18 protein-coding genes and 2 tRNA genes are annotated in these 21,339 nt (G+C 52.3%); all 20 read right to left on the bottom strand.

What is annotated here, in order from left to right; genetic code table 11:
- Positions 1 to 5: 5 nt before the first annotated feature.
- Positions 6 to 770 carry a type III pantothenate kinase gene (locus ACZ2GZ_RS00415; protein ID WP_021068190.1) on the bottom strand — a complete coding sequence of 255 codons (765 nt, stop codon included), beginning with the start codon at positions 768 to 770 and terminating at the stop codon, positions 6 to 8.
- A 94-nt stretch (positions 771 to 864) separates the two neighbouring features.
- On the bottom strand, positions 865 to 2,892 hold the full coding sequence (ftsH, locus tag ACZ2GZ_RS00410) for an ATP-dependent zinc metalloprotease FtsH (protein ID WP_058765135.1): 2,028 nt from the start codon (positions 2,890 to 2,892) through the stop codon (positions 865 to 867).
- A gap of 105 nt (positions 2,893 to 2,997) precedes the next feature.
- Positions 2,998 to 3,543: a hypoxanthine phosphoribosyltransferase gene (gene hpt / locus ACZ2GZ_RS00405; RefSeq protein WP_470295398.1), complete on the bottom strand. Its 546-nt coding sequence runs from the start codon at positions 3,541 to 3,543 to the stop codon at positions 2,998 to 3,000.
- A gap of 35 nt (positions 3,544 to 3,578) precedes the next feature.
- Positions 3,579 to 4,808: a tRNA lysidine(34) synthetase TilS gene (tilS, locus tag ACZ2GZ_RS00400; protein ID WP_058765137.1), complete on the bottom strand. Its 1,230-nt coding sequence runs from the start codon at positions 4,806 to 4,808 to the stop codon at positions 3,579 to 3,581.
- 68 nt (positions 4,809 to 4,876) lie between these two features.
- Positions 4,877 to 4,948 (bottom strand) — tRNA-Glu (locus tag ACZ2GZ_RS00395).
- A gap of 9 nt (positions 4,949 to 4,957) precedes the next feature.
- Positions 4,958 to 5,034, bottom strand: a tRNA-Met gene (locus ACZ2GZ_RS00390).
- Between the two features lie 142 nt (positions 5,035 to 5,176).
- The gene (locus tag ACZ2GZ_RS00385; protein ID WP_058765139.1) at positions 5,177 to 7,579 is read right to left on the bottom strand and encodes a YhgE/Pip domain-containing protein; all 2,403 of its coding nucleotides are present in this window, start codon (positions 7,577 to 7,579) and stop codon (positions 5,177 to 5,179) included.
- A gap of 210 nt (positions 7,580 to 7,789) precedes the next feature.
- A complete protein-coding gene (locus ACZ2GZ_RS00380) occupies positions 7,790 to 8,329 on the bottom strand; it encodes a S1 domain-containing RNA-binding protein (protein WP_021065739.1) in 540 nt (179 codons plus the stop codon).
- Positions 8,330 to 8,404: 75 nt separating this feature from the next.
- Positions 8,405 to 8,779 carry an FtsB family cell division protein gene (locus ACZ2GZ_RS00375; RefSeq protein WP_021065740.1) on the bottom strand — a complete coding sequence of 125 codons (375 nt, stop codon included), beginning with the start codon at positions 8,777 to 8,779 and terminating at the stop codon, positions 8,405 to 8,407.
- A gap of 45 nt (positions 8,780 to 8,824) precedes the next feature.
- Complete coding sequence (locus ACZ2GZ_RS00370; RefSeq protein WP_021065741.1) at positions 8,825 to 9,097, bottom strand: RNA-binding S4 domain-containing protein; 273 nt, start codon at positions 9,095 to 9,097, stop codon at positions 8,825 to 8,827.
- Entirely contained in the window at positions 9,094 to 10,509 is a 1,416-nt protein-coding gene (yabN, locus tag ACZ2GZ_RS00365) for a bifunctional methyltransferase/pyrophosphohydrolase YabN (protein WP_470295397.1), read from the bottom strand. Before yabN ends, ACZ2GZ_RS00370 begins: the two co-directional genes overlap by 4 nt.
- A gap of 1 nt (position 10,510) precedes the next feature.
- Positions 10,511 to 12,058 carry a polysaccharide biosynthesis protein gene (locus ACZ2GZ_RS00360; RefSeq protein ID WP_214716297.1) on the bottom strand — a complete coding sequence of 516 codons (1,548 nt, stop codon included), beginning with the start codon at positions 12,056 to 12,058 and terminating at the stop codon, positions 10,511 to 10,513.
- On the bottom strand, positions 12,042 to 15,566 hold the full coding sequence (mfd, locus tag ACZ2GZ_RS00355; protein ID WP_470295396.1) for a transcription-repair coupling factor: 3,525 nt from the start codon (positions 15,564 to 15,566) through the stop codon (positions 12,042 to 12,044). The genes ACZ2GZ_RS00360 and mfd overlap by 17 nt, the downstream gene beginning before the upstream one ends.
- Before the next feature lie 45 nt (positions 15,567 to 15,611).
- Entirely contained in the window at positions 15,612 to 16,169 is a 558-nt protein-coding gene (gene pth / locus ACZ2GZ_RS00350) for an aminoacyl-tRNA hydrolase (RefSeq protein ID WP_029594404.1), read from the bottom strand.
- Positions 16,170 to 16,224: 55 nt separating this feature from the next.
- Entirely contained in the window at positions 16,225 to 17,181 is a 957-nt protein-coding gene (locus tag ACZ2GZ_RS00345; protein ID WP_029594403.1) for a ribose-phosphate diphosphokinase, read from the bottom strand.
- 45 nt (positions 17,182 to 17,226) lie between these two features.
- Positions 17,227 to 18,582 (bottom strand): bifunctional UDP-N-acetylglucosamine diphosphorylase/glucosamine-1-phosphate N-acetyltransferase GlmU, encoded by a 1,356-nt coding sequence (gene glmU, locus ACZ2GZ_RS00340; RefSeq protein ID WP_470295395.1) that lies wholly within the window; start codon positions 18,580 to 18,582, stop codon positions 17,227 to 17,229.
- Positions 18,583 to 18,766: 184 nt separating this feature from the next.
- The gene (gene spoVG, locus ACZ2GZ_RS00335) at positions 18,767 to 19,066 is read right to left on the bottom strand and encodes a septation regulator SpoVG (RefSeq protein WP_021065748.1); all 300 of its coding nucleotides are present in this window, start codon (positions 19,064 to 19,066) and stop codon (positions 18,767 to 18,769) included.
- Between the two features lie 135 nt (positions 19,067 to 19,201).
- Positions 19,202 to 20,026, bottom strand: coding sequence for a pur operon repressor (gene purR / locus ACZ2GZ_RS00330; RefSeq protein ID WP_021065749.1), 825 nt, complete (start codon positions 20,024 to 20,026; stop codon positions 19,202 to 19,204).
- A gap of 73 nt (positions 20,027 to 20,099) precedes the next feature.
- Positions 20,100 to 20,963, bottom strand: coding sequence for a 4-(cytidine 5'-diphospho)-2-C-methyl-D-erythritol kinase (gene ispE, locus ACZ2GZ_RS00325; RefSeq protein ID WP_034796941.1), 864 nt, complete (start codon positions 20,961 to 20,963; stop codon positions 20,100 to 20,102).
- Between the two features lie 100 nt (positions 20,964 to 21,063).
- Positions 21,064 to 21,300, bottom strand: a complete 237-nt coding sequence (locus tag ACZ2GZ_RS00320) for a Veg family protein (protein ID WP_021065751.1) — start codon at positions 21,298 to 21,300, stop codon at positions 21,064 to 21,066.
- Positions 21,301 to 21,339: the final 39 nt, after the last annotated feature.

Raw genomic sequence — 21,339 nt, 5'->3', positions numbered from 1 at the left:
TAAGTTTATTTCTGGTTGCGCTCATAGATGAGACGAAGCCCATCGAGCGTCAAAAATGAATCGACGACATCAATCGTCTCTGCATGCTCGCTAATCAAACGCGCGAGACCGCCCGTGGCAATCACGGTCGCTTCTCCGACTTCACGCTTCATACGACCGACAATGCCATCGACTTGTGCGACATAGCCGTAATACGTCCCGGACTGCATCGCTTGAATTGTATTTTTCCCAACGACCGTAGGCGGTGTCGCGAGCTCGATGCGCGGCAGCTTGGCCGCCCGTTGATAGAGCGCCTCGACCGAAATCATGATCCCCGGTGAAATGATGCCTCCGTGATAACGGCGGTTCTCATCAATATAGCAGTACGTCGTCGCCGTTCCGAAATCGACGATGATGAGCGGTCCATCATACTTGGCAATTCCAGCAACCGCGTTGACGATGCGGTCCGCTCCGACTTCACGCGGATTATCAACATGAATGTCGAGACCGGTTTTTACGCCGGGTCCGACGACAATCGGTCGGACGTTAAAGTAGCGCTGCGACATCTGCTCGAGCGGAAAGATGACCGGCGGAACGACCGAAGACAGAATCACACCGTCAATCTGATCGAATGAGACGTTCGAATGATCGAACAGTGATTTCACGAGCATGCCGTATTCATCGGTCGTTTTCGTGCGGTCTGTCGAGATGCGCCAATGATGGACGAGTGTCTCGCCGTCATACATCCCAAGGACAATATTTGTATTCCCAACATCAATCACTAAAATCATGATAGCGTTCCTCACTTTGTTGTCAATTACAGTTCGCTCGAATTATAACACGAAAAAAGACGAATGCCTTGTTTAGGGCATTCGTCTCTTACACTTACCGTGATTCGTTGTTCGGGCGTTCCGTCGGTGTCGCTTCCGGCTTATCGCCTTCAGGGACAACATCCGGCTTCGCTTCTTGAACGACTCCAGGCTGATCGATGACTTGTCCGTGCTTGACGGCCGCCTCATCTTTCTTCGCTTCGTCGTTTGCATCATCTTTCGATGGTTCAGACGGCTCTTCCGGTTCGTGCGGAAGATATTCGCGCGTCTTAATCAAGTGACGAATCTGTTTCGAATCGAGCGTCTCGACTTCGAGCAACGTCTTCGCGACGAGTTCGAGATCGTCTCTACGATCCGTCAAGATTTGTTTCGCTTTCGCGTAACAACGGTTGATGATATCACGAATCTCGAGGTCGATGTCTTGTGCAATCGCATCCGAGTAATTCTGTTCCGTTTGGAAGTCACGGCCGAGGAAGACTTGTCCACCATGGTTCGACCCAAGTTGGAGCGGCCCGAGCTTGTCGCTCATCCCGTAATCCATGACCATCTTCCGGGCGATACCAGTCGCACGTTGGAAATCATTGCTTGCTCCTGTTGACACTTCACCGAAGATGACGTCTTCCGCCACACGGCCCCCGAGGAGACCGACGATTTTATCTTCAAGCTCAGGTTTCGTCATGAAGTAGCGATCTTCTTTTGGAAGCATGACGACATAGCCGCCTGCGTTACCGCGAGGAACAATCGTCACTTTATGCACTTCATCTGCATTCTCAAGTTCAATCCCGATAATCGTATGACCCGCTTCATGATAGGCGACGATTTGTCGTTCTTTCTCCGAGATGACACGGCTCTTCTTAGAAGGACCGGCGATGACGCGGTCAATCGCTTCCTCGACATCCACGACTGATACCGCTGAACGGTCAGACCGGGCTGCGACGAGCGCCGCTTCGTTCAATAAGTTTTCAAGGTCAGCACCTGAGAATCCAGGTGTCCGCTGCGCAATCGACTTCAAGTCGACTGTCGAATCAAGTGGCTTGTTGCGGGCGTGAACTTTGAGGACTGCTTCACGGCCTTTAACATCCGGACGATCAACCGTGATTTGACGGTCAAATCGACCTGGGCGAAGAAGGGCCGGGTCAAGAATATCCGGACGGTTCGTCGCGGCAATCATGATGATCCCTTCGTTGTCACTGAATCCATCCATCTCGACAAGAAGTTGGTTAAGCGTTTGTTCACGCTCGTCATGTCCACCACCGAGGCCAGCGCCACGTTGACGTCCGACCGCATCGATTTCATCGATAAAGATGATACACGGTGCGTTCTTTTTCGCATTCTCGAACAAGTCACGTACACGTGACGCCCCGACACCGACGAACATTTCGACGAAGTCAGAACCTGAGATTGAGAAGAACGGTACACCGGCTTCTCCTGCAGCTGCACGAGCGAGCAATGTTTTACCTGTTCCCGGAGGACCGACAAGCAAGACACCTTTCGGAATCCGTGCCCCGAGTTTCGAGAACTTACGTGGGTCTTTCAAGAATTCAACGACTTCGATGAGCTCTTGCTTCTCTTCATCCGCTCCGGCAACGTCTTCAAACGTCACACGGCGCTTCTCTTGATCGTATAATTTCGCCTTCGATTTCCCGAAGTTCATCACACGACCACCACCACCGCCACCTTGGGCTTGGTTGAGCAAGAAGAAGAATAAGATGAAGATGATGATGAACGGTAAGATCGCGAATACGATGCTGAACCAGCTACCACTCGACTCTGCTTCTTCGATTTGGATGTCGGTATCCGCGCGAAGTGACGAGAGCACTTCGGCGTATTCGGCCTCGTTGGCCGGGATATTCGTTTCAAAACGCTGATCTTCGTCTCCTGTTAGATCTCCTGTAATTGAGATGGCTCCCGGAATTTCTTGTACGGTTGCCGTTTCAATCCGACCTTCTTCCACATATTCCAAGAACTTCGAATACGTAAGCGTCTCGCTCTGGCTATTCGGGTTTTGTAAATATTGAAGGAACAAGATCAAGGCTAGGAAAATCACACCGAAAACTAAGGTGTTTTTCACTGCACGATTCATTCTCTGCCTCCTATTCCGAGAAACGATGTTCTCGCCCATTCAGTATATGTGTATACTTTGGGTATTTCTTTTATCTTAACACGACGCATTTTCAAAAGAAAAACGTTAGCCCCCGTAAATGCTCGGCTTGAGCACACCGACGTACGGAAGGTTACGATATTTCTCTTCGTAATCGAGACCATAGCCGACAACAAACTCGTGCGGAATAACGAAACCGCTATAATCTGCCGACAATCCGTTCTTGCGGCCCGTCGGTTTATCGAGAAGCGTCACGATTTTAACCGATTTGGCTTTGCGGTACTTGAGCAGGTCGACGAGATAGCCGAGCGTGAGTCCACTATCAATGATATCTTCTACAATCAAGATGTCGCGTCCTTCTACAGATGTATTTAAATCTTTCTCAATTTTAACTTCACCCGTCGATGACGTTCCGCCATGGTACGTCGACACGTCCATGAAATCCATTTCTAAATGGATGTCCATTTCTTTGACGAGGTCTGACATGAATGGCATCGCACCTTTTAACACGCAGACGAGGAGTGGAAACTCTTCTTTATATTCTTCGCTAAGTGTTGTAGCGAGTTCTTTCACTTTACCTTGAATCTCTTCGTTTGAAATCAGTACTTTCTCCATATCGTTCATTAATGACATCTTAAAATCCTCCTCTTTCTTATCCGACACAATCATCATTTTACCATTAATCGTGGGCACATCGCACCCGACTTATCCGGAAAATCGGAAACTCTTACCCCTACTATAGCGATAATCCGTCCCGTTGCGTCAACTACCAATGGGACAAAAGGCCGTTTTTCTCGCGGAATCTTCGCGTCAATGAAGATGCGGGCGACTTTTTTCGTCCCGATGGACAGTTTCATCGCGTCCCCAGCCTCGACAGAGCGGATGATCAACGGCAACTCGATCGCCTCGAGCGGGATGCCGTCCGTATCATCCTCAACGTCTAGTGAGAATAATGAAGTCCCGAACACTACATGCGCTGGGAAGGTCGTTACCACTTGTTTGTGTGGGGCTAGGAGCGATTGACCAGTTGCCTGTAACGATAAGAGCCCGTCTTGTTTCCGCAGGCCCCATGACCCCTCTAAGTCGAAGTGGCCAGAACCTTGGGCACTCGTTAACAGACGGTCGATCGCGGTCCCCACCTCTACCCCGTAGCGCATTGATAGCAGGCGCCCGACGGTGTATCGTTCGACAGGATTTAGACACATCAAGTTATCCGATTTCACGTGAAACGCTTTCATCTCGAGTCGCACGTTGTCCTGGATCCAATTCTCCATCTGTCGGTAGCGGGTCCGCCACAATTCGCGTTGATGCCGAGCTGTTTCGCTCACAACTTGAACAAGATCCGGTTGCGACGCGAGGAGCTGGGGCACGATCTGATGCCGCACTTGATTGCGCAAATATTCGGTCGTGGCGTTGCTCGCATCCTCTCTCCATTCAAGTCCGTATCGTTTGGCATAGGCAATCAGTTCCCGCTTCGGTTCCGATAAGAGCGGACGAACGAGTTCTCCTCCTGCGAACGGACGACGCTCAGGAATCCCCGTCACTTCGACGACGTTACGCTGCAGTTGAATGAGGACGGTCTCGAGTTGGTCATCCGCGTGATGGGCCGTCATCAGTTGTGTATAGTCGAACTTCTGCATAACCTGTTCAAAGAACGCATATCGTGCCGTCCGGTAACTCGCCTGCGAACCGCCGTTCGGGAAAGCGAGCCGTTTGCCATGAAATGGCACGTCGTACTTGTCGGCCAAACGTCGCACAAATTCATACTCTTCATCCGACTCGGGACGCAGTCCATGATGGACATGGGCCACGCCCACTTCCATACCGTTCCGAATGACCCGATCCAACAAGACGACCGAATCGATTCCACCGGACACGGCAACCAATACTCTCGTCATCCGTCCGCCTCCTTGATATAACAAAAGAAGCCATCTCGAGTGAGATGGCTTCTTTTCGCTTAGGTAAGTGACCCGTACGGGATTCGAACCCGTGTTACCGCCGTGAAAGGGCGGTGTCTTAACCGCTTGACCAACGGGCCTAAATAAAATGGTAGCGGCGGAGGGAGTCGAACCCACGACCTCACGGGTATGAACCGTACGCTCTAGCCAGCTGAGCTACACCGCCATGTTATTGTTGTGTCCTAAGCACATTTTCTATAATAACCAGTACCCACGCCAGTGTCAATTCTTTTTTAAAAGTTTTTTCACAAAAAAATCGTGTATAGTGTCGTCTTATCCACTATACACGATTTTCAGTTCGTTGTGCATCACGCTTCTGACGTCGTCAGCCGATATTTTTTCTTCCAAGCGATGCGGAAATATCCCCATAGCAGGAAGAAGCAAGCGGTTGAGACGAACGCCAAATAGATGATTGCTTGTTGCAGGTAGCTCCAGCCGTCCGCTGACAAGATTTCTTTATAGCCCGATACGGTGTATGTCATCGGCAACCAGGCGTTAAACGGTTGGAGGGCGCTCGGAATCAGTTCGAGCGGGAACGTTCCAGCCGACGTCGTCAATTGAAGGATCAATAAGACGATGGCTACGAAACGGCCCGGATTTCCGAGCGTCGTGACGAGTAGCTGCACGATTAAGAGGAACGTGATGCTGACGAGCCAACTGAATCCGAAGAACTGGAGCGGCGCCTCGACTTCAAGTCCGAGCAACATGACCATCGCCACATCCAAGACGAGCGCTTGAATAAATCCGATAACGAGCAACACACCTGATTTTGAGACGAGCCATGACAGGCTGCGTTTCGGTTTTCCAGCCGGATCGTACAGCGGATAGACGATCGAGAGCAAGAGCGCCCCGACGAATAGTCCGAGTGACATGAAGTACGGTGCAAAACCCGTTCCGTAGTTCGGGACCTTGTGAATCGATTCGTTGACGACCGTGACCGGTCCGGCCATCATGTCGACGTTATCGTCTCGGATGTCGATCGCGGCCGCTTCGGCCCCATCGGCGAGCGCGTCCCGTAACTTGCTGTTACCAGCCGCAAGTTCGGACACTCCGTCTGCGAGCTGGTCGCTACCTGACTGGAGGTCTTTACCGCCCTCTGCCAAACGTACAGCCCCGTTCGCGAGTGTATTCGTGCCCGCGCCGGCGCTCTTCGCCCCGTCTGCGAGTTTCGAACTCCCCTCTGACAAGGCGCCCGTCGCCTCGGTCAACTGCGTACTGCCGGACGCGAGTTCGGCGGTCCCGTCTTTCAACGCTCCGACGCCGGCGTTTAAGCGATTGCTTGCCGAAGCCAACTCTTTCGAACTCACGGCTGCCGTTTGCGCCCCTTGTTCCACTTGGGTCGACCCATCCGCCAACGCCTGTGCCCCGCTTGCGAGTTCGGCTTGTCCGTCACGTAACGTCACCAGTCCCGAAGCGAGTTCATTGGCACCAGCCTCTGCTTGCGTCAATCCGTCACCGAGCGCGGCCTGTCCTTCTTTCACACGCGTCGCTCCCGCGGACAGTGCATCGAATCCAGCGGCTGTCGCTGTTTGACCTTCCGCCAATTGGGCCACAATCGCCTGTAGCATCTCTGGTGAAGCAGGTTGCCCTGCCTCGGCGAGTGCTGACAGCTGGGTCATCAACTGATCTTGACTGGCCAACACTTCTGTCTTCATCTGACCGATTCCGGCCACGAGTTCCGTCTCTCCTGCCATCAAGGCGGCATTCCCTTCTTTCGCCGCCGTCATCGCGGCCGCCAATTCATTTGAACCGGCACTCAATTGCTCACTGCCGTCCTTCGAACGCTGAATCCCGGCCGCGAGTTGTTGAACGCCTTGATTGAGAGAAGCCGTCCCGCTGTGCAATTCCTCCAACTTCGAGGCGAACGTGTCTGTCCCTTCGACAAGTTGGCTCGTTCCGTCTTGAAGGGCAGACGCCCCGTCATTCACTTGACGTGCCCCGTCTGATAAGGCGGCGCTACCTGCATAAACTTGCTGGCTTCCCTTCGCCAACTCCGTCGTCCCTGTCTCGAGTTGGGCCACACCTTCATTCAGCCGACTCGCCCCGTCAGCCAATTCTTGTTGTTTTGAAGCGAGCAATGCGGTCCCGTCGGCCAATTGGGTCGCCCCCTGTTCGGCCGTCTGCGATCCATCTGCTAGTTTTCCCGCCCCAGCCGCCGCTTCATCGAGTCCAGCAGCGGCATCTTGAATCCCGTCACGCATCGCACTGACGTACTGTTTCGCGACTTCGGTCGACAGTTCACCTTTCACTTGCTCCATCGCGGAACCGCCGATTTGAGCCGCTAAAAAGTTATACGATTCATTGGCAATATATTTGAGTTCGAGCTTCTCAGGTTGTTCGCTGAGCGCCGTCGTCGCTTTTTCTGAGAAGTTTGCCGGAATCTCAATCGCCATGTAATAGTCATGATCGTTCAACCCTGACTCGGCTTCTTGTTTCGTCGTCTCGATAAATTCGAACGCCTCAGACGTCTTTAACTTCTCAACGAGTTCGTCCCCGACGGCAAGTTGCTCCCCGTCAAACGTCGCTCCCTGGTCTTCGTTCACGATCGCCACCGGCAAGTCTTTCATCTGTCCATACGGATCCCAAAACGCCCATAAGAACATCCCGGCATACATGAGCGGCACGAGTGCGACCGCGAGAATCGGGACCCAGACCCGAGGATTCTTCCCGATGCTTCTCCATTCCGCCAACCACAGTTTCCATCCATTCATTTTCATTCTCACCTTTCACTTATAAAACATAACTATTTTTTCATGTTCCCTATTGTGCTCGCTTCCTCGAAAAAATGCAACCCTTTTTAGTTATTTTTCATAACAAAAAAGAATCAAAAAAAAACCACAGACTATAAAAGTCTGTGGTTCGTCGTCTTCTTGAGGAAGACCGTCTATCGTTACGAGTAGAAGCTGATGGTTTACGAAGGGTTACCCGCGCTTGGCTCCACGTCCACCGCGTTTTGAGTCGGTTTGACGTTTTAACGTCGTCAAGCGCTCGTCGCTGTCTTTCAAGAACTTGCTCATCAACGTATCGAACGTTTCTGGCTCACGGCGTACTTCACGACGTCCGCCGCCACCACCACGTGGACCGCCACCGCGTGGACCGCCGCCACCGCGTGGGCCACCTTGTCCTGGACCACCTGGGCGTGGGCCGCCTTGACCCGGGCCGCCTGGGCGTGGGCCACGAGAGAAACGCTCGCCGGCTGGACGCTCTGGACGTTCACTGACAGGGCGATCGACGGCCTTTTTGATAGACAACCCGATTTTGCCATCTGTTTCGACGTTCAAGATTTTGACCGTCACTTCTTGACCGACCGTTAGCACTTCATTGATGTCTTTGACGTAAGAATCTGCCACTTCACTGATGTGCACCAAACCCGTTTTGCCATTTGGAAGTTCTACGAACGCTCCGAAATGCGTAATCCCTGTAACCTTACCTTGTACCTTGCTTCCTACTTCAATTGACATAAAATAATGTACTCCTTTTTTTGATTGATTCCCTACAATTATACGAGTCGATTCGTCAACGGTCAACGAACCCACTTATTCCTCTGGTGAGAAGTAAAAAATAATCTCGCCATCTTTCGAGAACAACAGCTCGTTGCGCGCTAGATTGGCGATGTATTCTTCGTCTTGTAAACGCTCGACCTGCTCTTTCAGTTCTGATTGTTCGTCCTTCGTTTCCCGAAGTTCGACTTGCGCTTCATTTTGTTTCCGTTCTTGCTCGGACACATATCCGACTTTCGAGAAGTAACTCTGACCGATGAAGACAACCATTAACAAAAAGAGAAGTGAGGCCGCAGCCAGGCGGCGTCGAAGATGGATACGTCGCCGGTTCTGTTCTTTTTCCAGCTGTTCTCTCCGTTCATCAAGAGCCCGAATCCGCTGTTTGCGTTCCATCGGGTTACGTCCATTCATCGAATCACCTTCCTCCTGTCCTGTTACGTTCAGTATACCTTTTTTTTACGCTTCCGTACCACTGTTCACCTTTTCTTCTTTGAGCAAGCGGTACATTTCTTTCGCATCCTCTTTGCGGGCATGCTCGGCAATCGAGTCAATGACGACTGTGACGAGCTTGTTCCCGAATCGAATTTGTAACTCGTCACCGACTTTGACATCGGTGCTCGCTTTCGCTACTTGTCCGTTCAATTGAATCCGGCCTTGGTCGGCGACTTCTTTCGCCAACGTACGCCGCTTAATCAAGCGGGATACTTTCAAAAACTTGTCTAGTCTCATAATCCCTTCTCCTTCGCTTCATCCCAGAGCCGATCCATCTCTTCGAGCGTCATCTCTTCGAGGGAGCCGTTCGCTTCAATGTATTCGAATCGTCTCTTAAATTTTTGATTGGTTCGTTCGAGCGCCTGCTCGGCGTTCAACTTGAAATAGCGCGCCACGTTGACGATTGAGAAGAGGACATCCCCAAGTTCTCGTTCATCTTCAGGCTGACTTCTCCACTCGTGGAGTTCTTCTTCCAATTTCTCGAACGCACCTTGAACATCGTCCCATTCGAAACCGACTTGCGCAGCTTTCTTCTGCAATTGCTCGGCCCGCATCAAACCAGGTTGCGTCATGAGAACTCCATCTAGCTGCGATTTTCTCTTTTCCCCTTTTTCCACTTGTTTAATCGCATTCCAATTCGTCACCACTTCATCGGCATCATCGACCGTCACATCCCCAAACACATGAGGATGACGGCGGACCATCTTCTCACTGACGGTGCCAATGACGTCTCGAATATCAAAATAGCCTTCGTCCGCTCCGATTTGGGCGTGGAGCATGACTTGAAGCAACACATCACCGAGCTCTTCGACAATCGCATCATCGTCTTCTGTATCGATTGCTTCAATCAATTCGTACGCTTCTTCGAGCAAATATTTGCGGAGCGACTCATGCGTCTGTTTCCGGTCCCACGGGCAGCCGTCCGGACCGCGGAGCGTCGCAATGATGTGCTTCAACGTCGAAAATTCGCGCGCCAAATGCGTCTCGTCCGTCAACGGCGGCACATAGAGCGTCGTCAAGTTGTCGACTTCTGCCACGCGGTCCATCTCATAGAGTGGGATTTCACTGACCCGCTCATGTTTTGTCCCAGCGGCTGTCACGAGTTTGACGATATGTTCATCCGGATATCGTTCCATCAATTGGACTTTCACGTCTCCGGCCACGAACCCGTCATACACTTGACCAATCAATATGTGTTGGGTCACTTGAATCCGTTCGACATCGAGCGCCGTCGCATCGAGTAATTGGAAGCCGTTGATTGGATCGATGCGGAGGGCTTGGAACATGGCGTCCAAAAAGCTCTGACCGCCGAGGAACGTGACGTCCGCGCCTTGTTCGACGAGCAGTTCGACCGTCCGCTCCGCCACGAACGGATGTCCCGGTACCGCATAGGTGATGGCTAGCTCTTCACTCTTTTCAAGCAACGTCTCAACGATTTGTCGGTAGACGTCCTCGAACGTGTCACTCGCTTCGTAAATCGCATCAAACGATTCGAACGTCACGCCTTCCGCCTCAAGTTCGCTGACGACAGGGTGTTCTTTCGTGCGCAACCAAACGAGCGGTTGCTGCTTCAAATGACGATAGACACCGAGCGGTAGTTGATCAAGTTCGCCAGACCCGAGGCCGACGACCGTAATTCCGTAACTCATATCAGTTCTCCTTTTTTTCTAGCAGATTGATGAGACGACCTCCGAACGGAATCATTTCCCATTCTTCTATCGTCAAAATTTGTTCTTTCCATAACCGCCAGACATAAATGCCGGCCCCGAGCACGAGCATGAAGACGAGCCAGATGAGGGCATCGAGACGATGCGTCAGGCCATCCAGCGCCACGACGTTCAAGCCGAGCAAGATGACGCCCATCGGCGCCACCGTTTTGACGAGACGTCCATAATGTCGAAACCGGAGCATGCCGAGCGGGATGATTTGATCGAGCCGATTGAAATTGAACGCGGCCATCGCTAAAAAGGCAATCGAGGTCCCAAGGGCAGCCCCGGCGATGCCATAGGAAGGGACGAGCCACAAGTTGCTGCCGAGCTTCACGCCGATGGCGAGAATCATACCGACAGCAGCTGTGCGTTCCCGATCAATCGCCTGTAGACATGTCATGCTCGCCACGGCAAGCGACGCGGCGAACGTACTCGTCGAGAGCAAGACGAGCGCTGTCGTCCCGGCCGCGTTCTCAAATAGCGCGACATTCAACGGGAACATGACACCCATCAAGCCGATTGTGGCCGCAGCGGCGACCGTTGTCGTCACGCGAATCATCGAACTGAGTCCGGAAGAGGTCGCTTCGATACGACCGGCACGATAATGCCGCACCAAGTTCGGGACGTTTGCCATTCCGAGCGCCGTCGTGAAAAGAATCGCGAATTGAACGAGCGGATAACCTCGGTCAAATACCCCTTTGCCGACTTTCGCCGCATAATCCCCGCCCATCAGATTGACAATCGTGAACGAGTCGACGAGTTGCATCCATAAAATCCCGAGCGAGGCGAAACCGACGGCAAACCCCGTCGTCAGTAAGATTCGAAGGACAGACCGCAACGTCGTGGGTTGTACCGGTACGAGCCGTAACTGCTTCGCCCATAATGACAAGATGACGATGGCGATGACACCTCCGACGAGCGTCGCCCCATACGCGTATCGACTGAGTGTATAGGCGTCTTGGCCGAAGCGCACACCAATCAACAAGGCGATGAGCAATACCGTGACGCGAACGAGGTTCTCGAGCACTTGAGAAATCGCACTCGGCCGCAAGTCATCGACGGACTGAAACGAACCGCGGAGCACCGCCAAAGCTGGCATGAGTAAATAACTCAGGCTGATGATCCGCAGCGTCGGTGCGAGTTCCATGTCCCCGAGGAGACGGGCGATGACAGGTGCTAGCATCCACATCGTGACGACAAGGATGACGGCTAAACCGAGCAAGGCGTAAAAACTGCCCCATAACACTTCGAGCTTTCGCCTCGGTCCATGTGCCCCGACACCGATTTTGGCAATCACGACCGGCATCGCATACATGCCGAGCGAAGCGACGATCGCGGCAAATGGATACACCGTCTGATAGGCATACAACCCGAAGTCTCCGGCGATATTTTGGTAAGGCACTCGGTAAGCGAAACTGATGAACTTTGAAAGATAGCCCGCGAGCGCAAATAAGACGACGCCGGTCGCAAACTTACTTGGCGACCGCATGCGCCAACCTCTTCACGAGCTCCTCAAGCACCGTATCGGCATCGTTCAACAGTTCGACGACCGGCATGCGGCCACTGAGCGACAATTTGAGGGCACCGTTATCTTGTCCGACACCGAGTTTCCGACCGAGCGGCATCGTCCATTCCATGAATGACGGCACGTCGAGCGCCGTCGTCGATTCGAGCGACAATACCATCTCGATGCGGCCCGGAGACTGTTTGATGCGCGCCACTTTCGCCATCTCGCCATAGATGCGCAGACGCGTCAGTTGGATGAGGAGCGCGACCGGTTCCGGGAATTCGCCGAACCGTTCAATCAACTCGTCCTGGAGGGCGAACAACGCTTCTGGTGTATCGACATACTTAAAGCGTTTGTACATCTCGATTTTCAATTCGCTGTCCGATAAATAGTCGTCCGGAATGTACGCATCCGCTTGGAACGCGATTTCCGGTTTGAAGACGACTTGTTTCGCCTGTCCGCGCATCCGGTCTTTCCGTTCCTCGATGGCTTCAGACAACATTTGTGAGTATAAGTCGAATCCGACCGAATCAATGAACCCGGACTGTTGGGCCCCGAGCAGATTTCCGGCGCCGCGAATCGATAAGTCGCGCATCGCAATCTTGAACCCGCTCCCGAGCTCCGTGAACTCTTTAATGGCCTGTAGCCGGCTCTCCGCGACCTCGGTCAAACGCTTGTCTTTCCGATACGTGAAGTAGGCGTAGGCGATCCGGTTGGAACGACCGACACGTCCGCGCAACTGATACAGCTGTGACAGCCCCATCTTGTCCGCATCGTGAACGATGAGTGTGTTCACGTTCGGGATATCGATGCCGGTCTCGATGATCGTCGTCGAGACGAGCACATCCGCTTCCCCTTCTAGGAAACTGATGAGCTGGCTCTCGAGTTCTGTCTCGGTCATCCGACCGTGTGCCGTCGCAATGCGTGCCTCCGGTAACAAAGCGCGAATCTCTTCTGCCTTCCGCTCGATGCCTTCGACGCGGTTGTAGAGGAAGAATGCCTGTCCGCCTCGCGCGAGTTCGCGCTCAAGTGCTTCCCGCAAGACAATACCATCGTATTCCATGACGTACGTCTGCACCGGGTAGCGGTTCTCTGGCGGCGTCTCGAGTACCGACAAGTCTCGGATGCCGATCATCGACATATGGAGTGTCCGCGGAATCGGTGTCGCCGTCAGCGTCAAGACGTCGATATTCGTCTTCAACTGCTTGAGCCGTTCCTTGTGCTTGACCCCGAACCGCTGCTCTTCATCAATGATGACGAGACCGAGGTCGGCGAACGTCACATCTTTCGACAAGACGCGGTGTGTCCCGACGACGACGTCAATCGTCCCTTCTTTTAAGCCTTTCTTCGTCGCCGCCATCTCACTTTTCGAGCGGAAGCGGCTCATGACGGAGACGTTAATTGGAAATTCACTGAACCGTTCAAGCATCGTCTCGTAATGCTGTTGCGCCAGCACGGTCGTCGGCACGAGGAACGCGACTTGCTTCCCAGCGAGCACGGCTTTGAACGCGGCTCGAATCGCCACTTCTGTCTTGCCGTAACCGACATCGCCACAAAGGAGACGATCCATCGGCCGTGACCGTTCCATATCCGCTTTGATTTCAGCGATGGAGCGGACTTGGTCTTCTGTCTCTGCGTACGGGAACGAGCTTTCGAACTGGCTCATCTCTTCGTCATCACCTGGGAACGCATAGCCGACGGACGCTTCACGCGCCGCGTACAGCTTGATCAGTTCATCGGCGATGTCTTCCACCGATTTGGCGACTTTCGATTTGACCTTCTTCCACTCGGTTCCGCCGAGTTTGTAAATCTTCGGCTCTTTACCTTCGGCCCCGACATACTTTTGAACGAGATCGATTTGATCGACGGGGACGTACAGCGCATCGTCGCCGGCATAGACGAGATGTAAGTAGTCTTGATGAATGCAGCCGACTTCAATCGTCTTGATGCCTAGGTACTTCCCGATTCCGTGATGGATGTGGACGACATGGTCGTTCGGCTTCAATTCTTGGTAACTTTTAATCCGTTCGGCGTTCGTCAAATTCTTCGTCTGACGTTTCCGCTTCGTGACGCGCTTGAACAGTTCCTCTTCGGAAACGACGACGAGACGGCTCGTCGAGAGTTCAAAGCCGCCTTCGATTTGGCCGATCATAACATGGACGTGACGCGGCAACAGCTCACCGTCCACATTTGTGAACGTGGATGAGATTCCATAATCGTCAAGCAACTCCACTACTTTATCGGCCCGTGTTTGATCGCCTGCCAAGAAGACGATGCGATGGTCACCTTGTTGCCACCGTTCGACTTCTTGTTTCAATAAGTGCATCTGGCCATGAAACGCCGGGAGCGGGCGACAGCTGAGGTGGACCGTGTTCGTCTCCGGAATTCCGGACCGTCGTGACGGCAACAAGGAGAACGCGACTTGCTTCAACGTACGGAATACTTTATGCATCGGGACGGCGAGCGTGTAGTTGCTGACCGACTCCCCTCGTTCGATGAGCGACGAGAACCATTCCGCTTCTTCGCGGTCTTGCACGTCGGCAGCATCTTCAATCCGTGCCACTTCATCTAACATCAACACCGCTTCCGCCCCAACATAATCGAGGAGCGTCGAGCTATACAGGAGCGGTGTGTACTTCCCAACTTTTTCAGGAACCTCGCCTCGACCGAACTGTTCGATGTCCCGGGCGATTCCGTCCTCAAGCGCTTGCCGAATCGTCTCGGTCTCAATGAGCGAAAGCGTCCGCTCATATTGACGTTCGAGTGCTTGTCCGGCCTGCTGCAACTGGTCGCGTGAGGCGATGAACTCAGTGGCGGGTGGAATGACCGCTTCGCCGACGACACCTAGCGAACGCTGCGTCTCGGCATCAAACGTAAAGATGGAATCGACTTCGGTGTCGAACAAATCGATGCGATACGGGCGCGCTGCCGTGAGCGGATAGACGTCTAAAATACTACCGCGGACGGAGAATTCACCCGGTGCGGTCACGGTGGCCGTCCGTTCATAACCGAGCGTGATGAGCGTCTCGGCGAACGGCTTTAAATCGAGCTCTTGTCCAGGTTTGATGTGATGATGACTCGTTTGCCAGTCTGACGGGTTCGGGATATAACGGCGTAAGCCACCGAGCGGCACGACAAGGACGCCTCCCGTTTCGTCAAGGAGACGTGTCCGAGCCTCAATCCGAGCGGCAAGCAATTCTGGGCTCGATGTGAGGGATAGTTCGCCAGCGAGCGTCTCATCAATCGGATAAAGCAACGTTTTGCTCGGACCGATGAGCGACTCGAGTTGATCGTACATTTTTTGTGCTTGATACATGTTATGCGTGACGACGACGAGACGTCTTGGCGAATTTTTCGCCAAACCCGCCAATACAAGCGCCTTGGCACTTGTCGTCAATCCGGTGACGAGTTGTCGATCGACTTTTGGCAACCGCTCCCGAATCACGTTCGTCTCAGGTAACGTCACCATGAATTTCTCTAGAGCATTCATTTGTTTTCCTCCACCTCATACGACAAAAAAGGGTACGTTGACCCTTTAGTTATATCGATTCATGAGCGCAATCCATTCAGTATCCACAAAATCGGTTGCGGCGGACACAGCTTGATCGAGCGTATCATTTAATTCTGGCATGTCTTCTTTACGGTAGTTCATAAGCACCCAATCGACCACTTTAATCGGATGCGGCGGACGGCCAATCCCCAGTTTCAGACGTTTAAAGTCTTGTGTGCCTAAATGCTGAATCAACGACTTGATGCCGTTATGTCCGCCGGCACTGCCTTTCGGACGGAACCGCAGCTTTCCTGGCACCATGTCCAAGTCATCATAAATGACGAGCAAGTCGTCAATCTCAATCTTATAATAATCTAAAATCGGACGGACCGACTCGCCTGATAAATTCATATACGTGAGCGGTTTGACGAGGACGACACGTTCTCCCTTGATTCTTCCCGTTCCAATCAATGCTTTAAACTTGGCTTCATCGAGTTTGATCCCATGCTTGTCGGCAAGGCGATCAATCGCCAAAAATCCGACGTTGTGACGGGTCATCTCATACTTTTTGCCTGGATTCCCGAGGCCGACGATACATTTCATCTTATTCCTCCTGAACAAAAAAGCCCAAAGGCGAACGCCTTCGGGCCTCGTTTTTTTAATCGAACAGTGTGCTCACCGATTTGTGCTCGTGGACACGCATGATCGCTTCTCCAAGCAAACGGGCAACCGACATCTGCTTGATTTTGCTTGAACATTCGCGACCTTCTAAGTCGATCGTGTTCAAGACAACAAGTTCTTTGATTGACGAGTTGTCGATCCGTTCCATCGCCGGTCCAGATAACACCGGGTGCGTACATGAAGCGTATACTTCTTTTGCTCCCGCCTGAACAATCGCGTCAGCCGCAAGCGTGATCGTTCCAGCTGTATCAATGATGTCATCAATCAAGATGGCCGTCTTGCCTTCGACGCTGCCAACGATGTTCATGACTTCGGCCACGTTCGCTTCAGGGCGACGCTTGTCGATGATGGCGATTGGAGCCTTCAAGCGCTCTGCAAGCTTACGGGCACGTGTGACGCCACCGTGGTCCGGTGAGACGACAACAATGTCTTTCGCTTTGAATTCTTCTGTCTCAAAATACGTCGAGATGAGTGGAACACCTAATAATTGGTCTACTGGGATATTGAAGAAACCTTGGATTTGAGCAGCATGCAAGTCCATCGTGATTAAACGTGTGGCACCTGCAACCGTCAATAAATCAGCGACAAGTTTCGCTGTAATCGGCTCACGCGAGCGCGCCTTGCGGTCTTGGCGGGCGTAGCCATAGTACGGCATAACCACGTTAATCGTCCGAACCGATGCCCGTTTCAACGCATCGATCATGACGAGTAACTCCATGAGCGTCTCGTTCACCGGTGAGCTCGTCGATTGAATGATGTACACATCATCGCCTCGCACGCTCTCCTCGATGTTGATGTAAAGTTCTCCGTCGCTAAACCGCTTCACTTGGCAATCGCTGAGCGGGATGCCAATTTCCTTGGCAATCTCTTCGGCGAGTGGGCGGTTTGAGTTTAAGCTAAATAGGCGAATTTCACGTTCATATACAGTAGACATGTTTAGGATTCTCCTCCATCGTTTTCCATAATAATAGGCAGCAACTTATCGTTTCGTGTAACCTTCTTTATTCGTTTGGCGTTCGCGTGCAATCGCAAGCGCCTCTTCAGGAACGTCATCCGTGATCGTCGAACCGGCTGCTACGATTGAGCCTTTTCCGACTTTCACCGGAGCGATCAAGTTCACATTGCAGCCGACGAATGCATCGGCTTCGACGACCGTTTCGAACTTGTTCTTGCCGTCATAGTTGACCGTGATCGAGCCACAGCCGAGGTTGACGCGTTCCCCGATCGAAGCATCTCCGATATAGCTGAGATGTGATGCTTTCGCACCGTCTCCGAACGTTGATTTTTTGATTTCCACGAAGTTACCGACGCGCGTATTCGCGCCGAGGACTGCTTGTTGACGAAGGTGGGCGAACGGCCCGACCTGTGCTTCAGTTCCGACACGGCTGTCACTTACGACCGATTGACGAACCGTCGCACCGTCTTCGATGACGCTATTGCGGATATCTGAATTTGGACCAATCACGCACTCTGAACCGATAATCGTTTTCCCGAGAATAACCGTCCCTGGATAGATGATCGTATCCGAACCGATGACGGCATCTGGTGAGATGTATGTCGAAGCTGCATCCATGAATGTGACACCTTCACGCATGAGGCGTTCGTTCGTCCGCTTGCGCATGACCGCTTCAGCTTGTGAGAGAGCGACACGATCGTTGACGCCGATCGTTTCATCGAATGTCGGCGCCGTGTGTGCTGCCACGACTTCGCCTGCTTCTTTCGCAATCGAGATGACGTCCGGCAAGTAGTACTCGCCTTGAGCGTTGTTGTTCCCGACTTGCTTCAATGCATCAAACAAGAGCTCGTTATCGAACACGTACGTTCCGGTGTTGATTTCACGAATCTCTAGTTCAGTGTCAGACGCATCTTTATGCTCGACGACTTGTGTGACATTTCCGTCTTCCCCGCGGATGACGCGGCCATATCCAGTCGCATCATCAGCAATCGCAGTCAACACGGTCACTTTTGCCTGTTGCGCCTCGTGATGGGCCAACAACGCCTCGAGCGTTTCCGCTGTCAATAGCGGTGTATCGCCGCAAACGACGAGCGTCGCGCCAGGTTTGCCTGCGAGTTCAGCTTCTGCCATCTGTACCGCATGGCCCGTACCGAGCTGTTGTTCTTGGACCGCATACTCCACGCGTGAGCCCAACGTCTCTTGTACCGCTTCAGCCCCATGGCCGACGATGACGATTTGACGACTGACCCCGATTTTGTCGAGTTGATCGACGACGTGTTCGACCATCGGTTTTCCAAGGACCGGATGAAGTACTTTATAAAGCTTCGACTTCATGCGCGTCCCTTTACCTGCTGCCAAAATGACTGCAAAACGATCCATTCTTGATTCGCTCCTATCTCATATCGACTGTAATGTACTCAAATGTTCGGTTTTTTATACATTCAAACCTTATTTACACCGTATCTACTATATCGAAACCATGACGCGGTTTCAACCGTTGTACCTATTCGTAACCAATGAAACGTAAAAAGGCAGCGGAAGGATCCCCATCCGCTGTCAAATATTACTCGTTCATGGCATTATATTGGGCTTGCGTCTCGGCGATGGCGACGTCCTCTTGACCGTACGCCTCTAAAACGGCAGCCTCGACTTTCTGACGCATATCTCCATTAATCGGGTGAGCAATGTCACGGAAAATTCCTTCTGGCGTCCGCTTGCTCGGCATCGCTACGAACAGACCGGTACTCCCTTCAATGATTCGAAGGTCGTGTACCACAAATTCGTGGTCGAGTGTAATGGAGGCCAGTGCCTTCATTCTACCTTCCGTCGCGACTTTGCGAATTTTTACGTCTGTGATCTGCATGTTTCGCATCCCCTTTTCATCGTTGTCTGGACCGTGGTGTACTTTCTAAAAGGCTGAGATGATTCCAAGCGAACCGATTGACTTCGTACGAATCTTATACCCTTTCATCATAAAACGAAATCAATTTTTTGCCAATCACTTTAAGAACTGTTCGACGTTTCCACGCGAAATCGTGACGAGACCTTCATCCGAGTCGACGTTCGTCAATTTCATTAAACTGACGTATTCGCTCACCATTTTCTTCTCGGCGCCTTCTGCTTCCATAAGTACGCCGACACCGGCAAGGTTCGCTTCGAACTCGTTCAAGAGACTCATCATTCCGCGAATCGTTCCGCCAGCTTTCATGAAATCGTCAATCAACAGCACGTTCGCGCCACGTGGCAAACTGCGACGCGCGAGCGCCATCGTGCGAATCGCCTTCGACGAACCGGAGACGTAGTTGATACTCACGGTCGAACCTTCGGTGACACGACTATCGGACCGAACGATGACAAACGGTACCCCGAGTTGCTCGGCTACAGCGTAGGCGAGCGGAATCCCTTTCGTCGCAATCGTCATGACGACATCGACTTTCCGATCAGCGAACACCGAGGCGAAGACTTGGCCCATCGGCTTCACTTGACGCGGGTTACCGAGGACGTCTGTCAAATAGAGATAACCTCCTGGGAGCAACCGTTCTGGCTTCGACAACTGTTCACATAGCCCGTCGATCATCGAGAGCGACTTGTCTTTGCTCCACCCTGGGATGAACATGACGCCACCGGCCGCTCCTGGCACCGTGACCAGTTTACCCGTGCCATCGTGGGCCAACATTTCACTGACAATGACCAAATCTTCACTGATGGATGACTTGGCTGCTTTATAACGGCTCGAAAACATCGATAACGAGACGAGCTGGTGCGGATGGTCCAGCAAATAACGGGTCATATCAACGAGACGACCACTTCTACGAATTTTCATACGGATTCCCCTTCACTTCTTCAATAATAGACGAATGTTCTAAACAGAATATATCATTCTCATTCGTCTTTGTTCAATGTTTTTTGCCGAGAATCCGAACGACGAACACTTCAGGACAAAATCCTTTCAGCCCGTTATAGACACGATGTGCTTTTTGTTCATGCTCAATTAGTGCGAATACGGTCGGACCACTTCCACTCATGAGCACCCCATCCGCTCCGCAGTGGAGCATCGTTTCTTTGATTTGGCGAACTTCCGGATGAAGTTCGAGCGTGACCGCCTCGAGGGCATTGCCTAAGTTTGAACAGATGCCGTCAAAATCACGATCACGAATCGCCGTGACCATAGCCTCGGTGTTTGGATGCACAATCTTCTCCATCTCTACCGCGCGATAGACGTCGGCCGTCGATACCCCGATTTTCGGTTTCGCCAAGACGACGTAACACGGTGGCGGTGACGGGATTGTCTCTAACTGTTCACCGCGTCCGCGCGCGATGGCTGTTCCCCCCATGACACAAAACGATACGTCCGATCCGACGGCGGCCCCAAGTTCGGCCAACTCTTCTAACGACAGGCCGAGATCGAACAGGTCGTTCATACCTCGAAGCGTCGCGGCAGCGTCACTCGATCCGCCAGCAAGCCCTGCCGCGACCGGAATCTGCTTATCCAATACGATTTCGACACCTTGCTTGATGCCAAATCGCTTCCGCAACAACTCGGCTGCACGATACGCCAAGTTCCGGTGGTCATTCGGCACATAGGCATGTTCAGATTGAATCCGAATCTCGTCTGTATCAAGGACGGTCAATTCCAGTCGATCCGATAAATCTACTGTCGTCATTACCATTTCTACTTCATGATAGCCATCTGCCCGCTTCCCAAGGACGTCAAGCGTCAAATTGATTTTTGCCGGCGCTTTCACACTGATCGTGCGCATATCGTTCACCCTTCCCATGTATCTCCTGTTCGCCATTGTACCGTAAACGAGCGCACAAAAAAAGAAGCAGCTGCCAATGCATCCGCCTCTCATTTATCGTTCAATTGCTGAATTCAATTTTAACTGTATCCGTTAGGACATCAGCGTAGCTATATGAGACACGTTCCACGTTATGATGGTCTTCATCCAATTTGACGACGAACACCGCGGGATACGTCTCAACGAGCGTTCCAAACCGAGTAACGACTTTCTTACGACCGCCGTTTGCTTTCAACGTCAATCGTTCTCCAACATGCGATTCGAGTTTCTGTCTGATTTCTTGCAACGTCTTTGGCATACGCTTCACCTCACTGTTACAAGTATAACACATTCAGAA

This window comes from Exiguobacterium sp. KKT215 (genome assembly GCF_055635335.1).
Note: the sequence above shows the minus strand (reverse complement) of the source record. Positions and strands in the feature narration are given on the sequence as shown.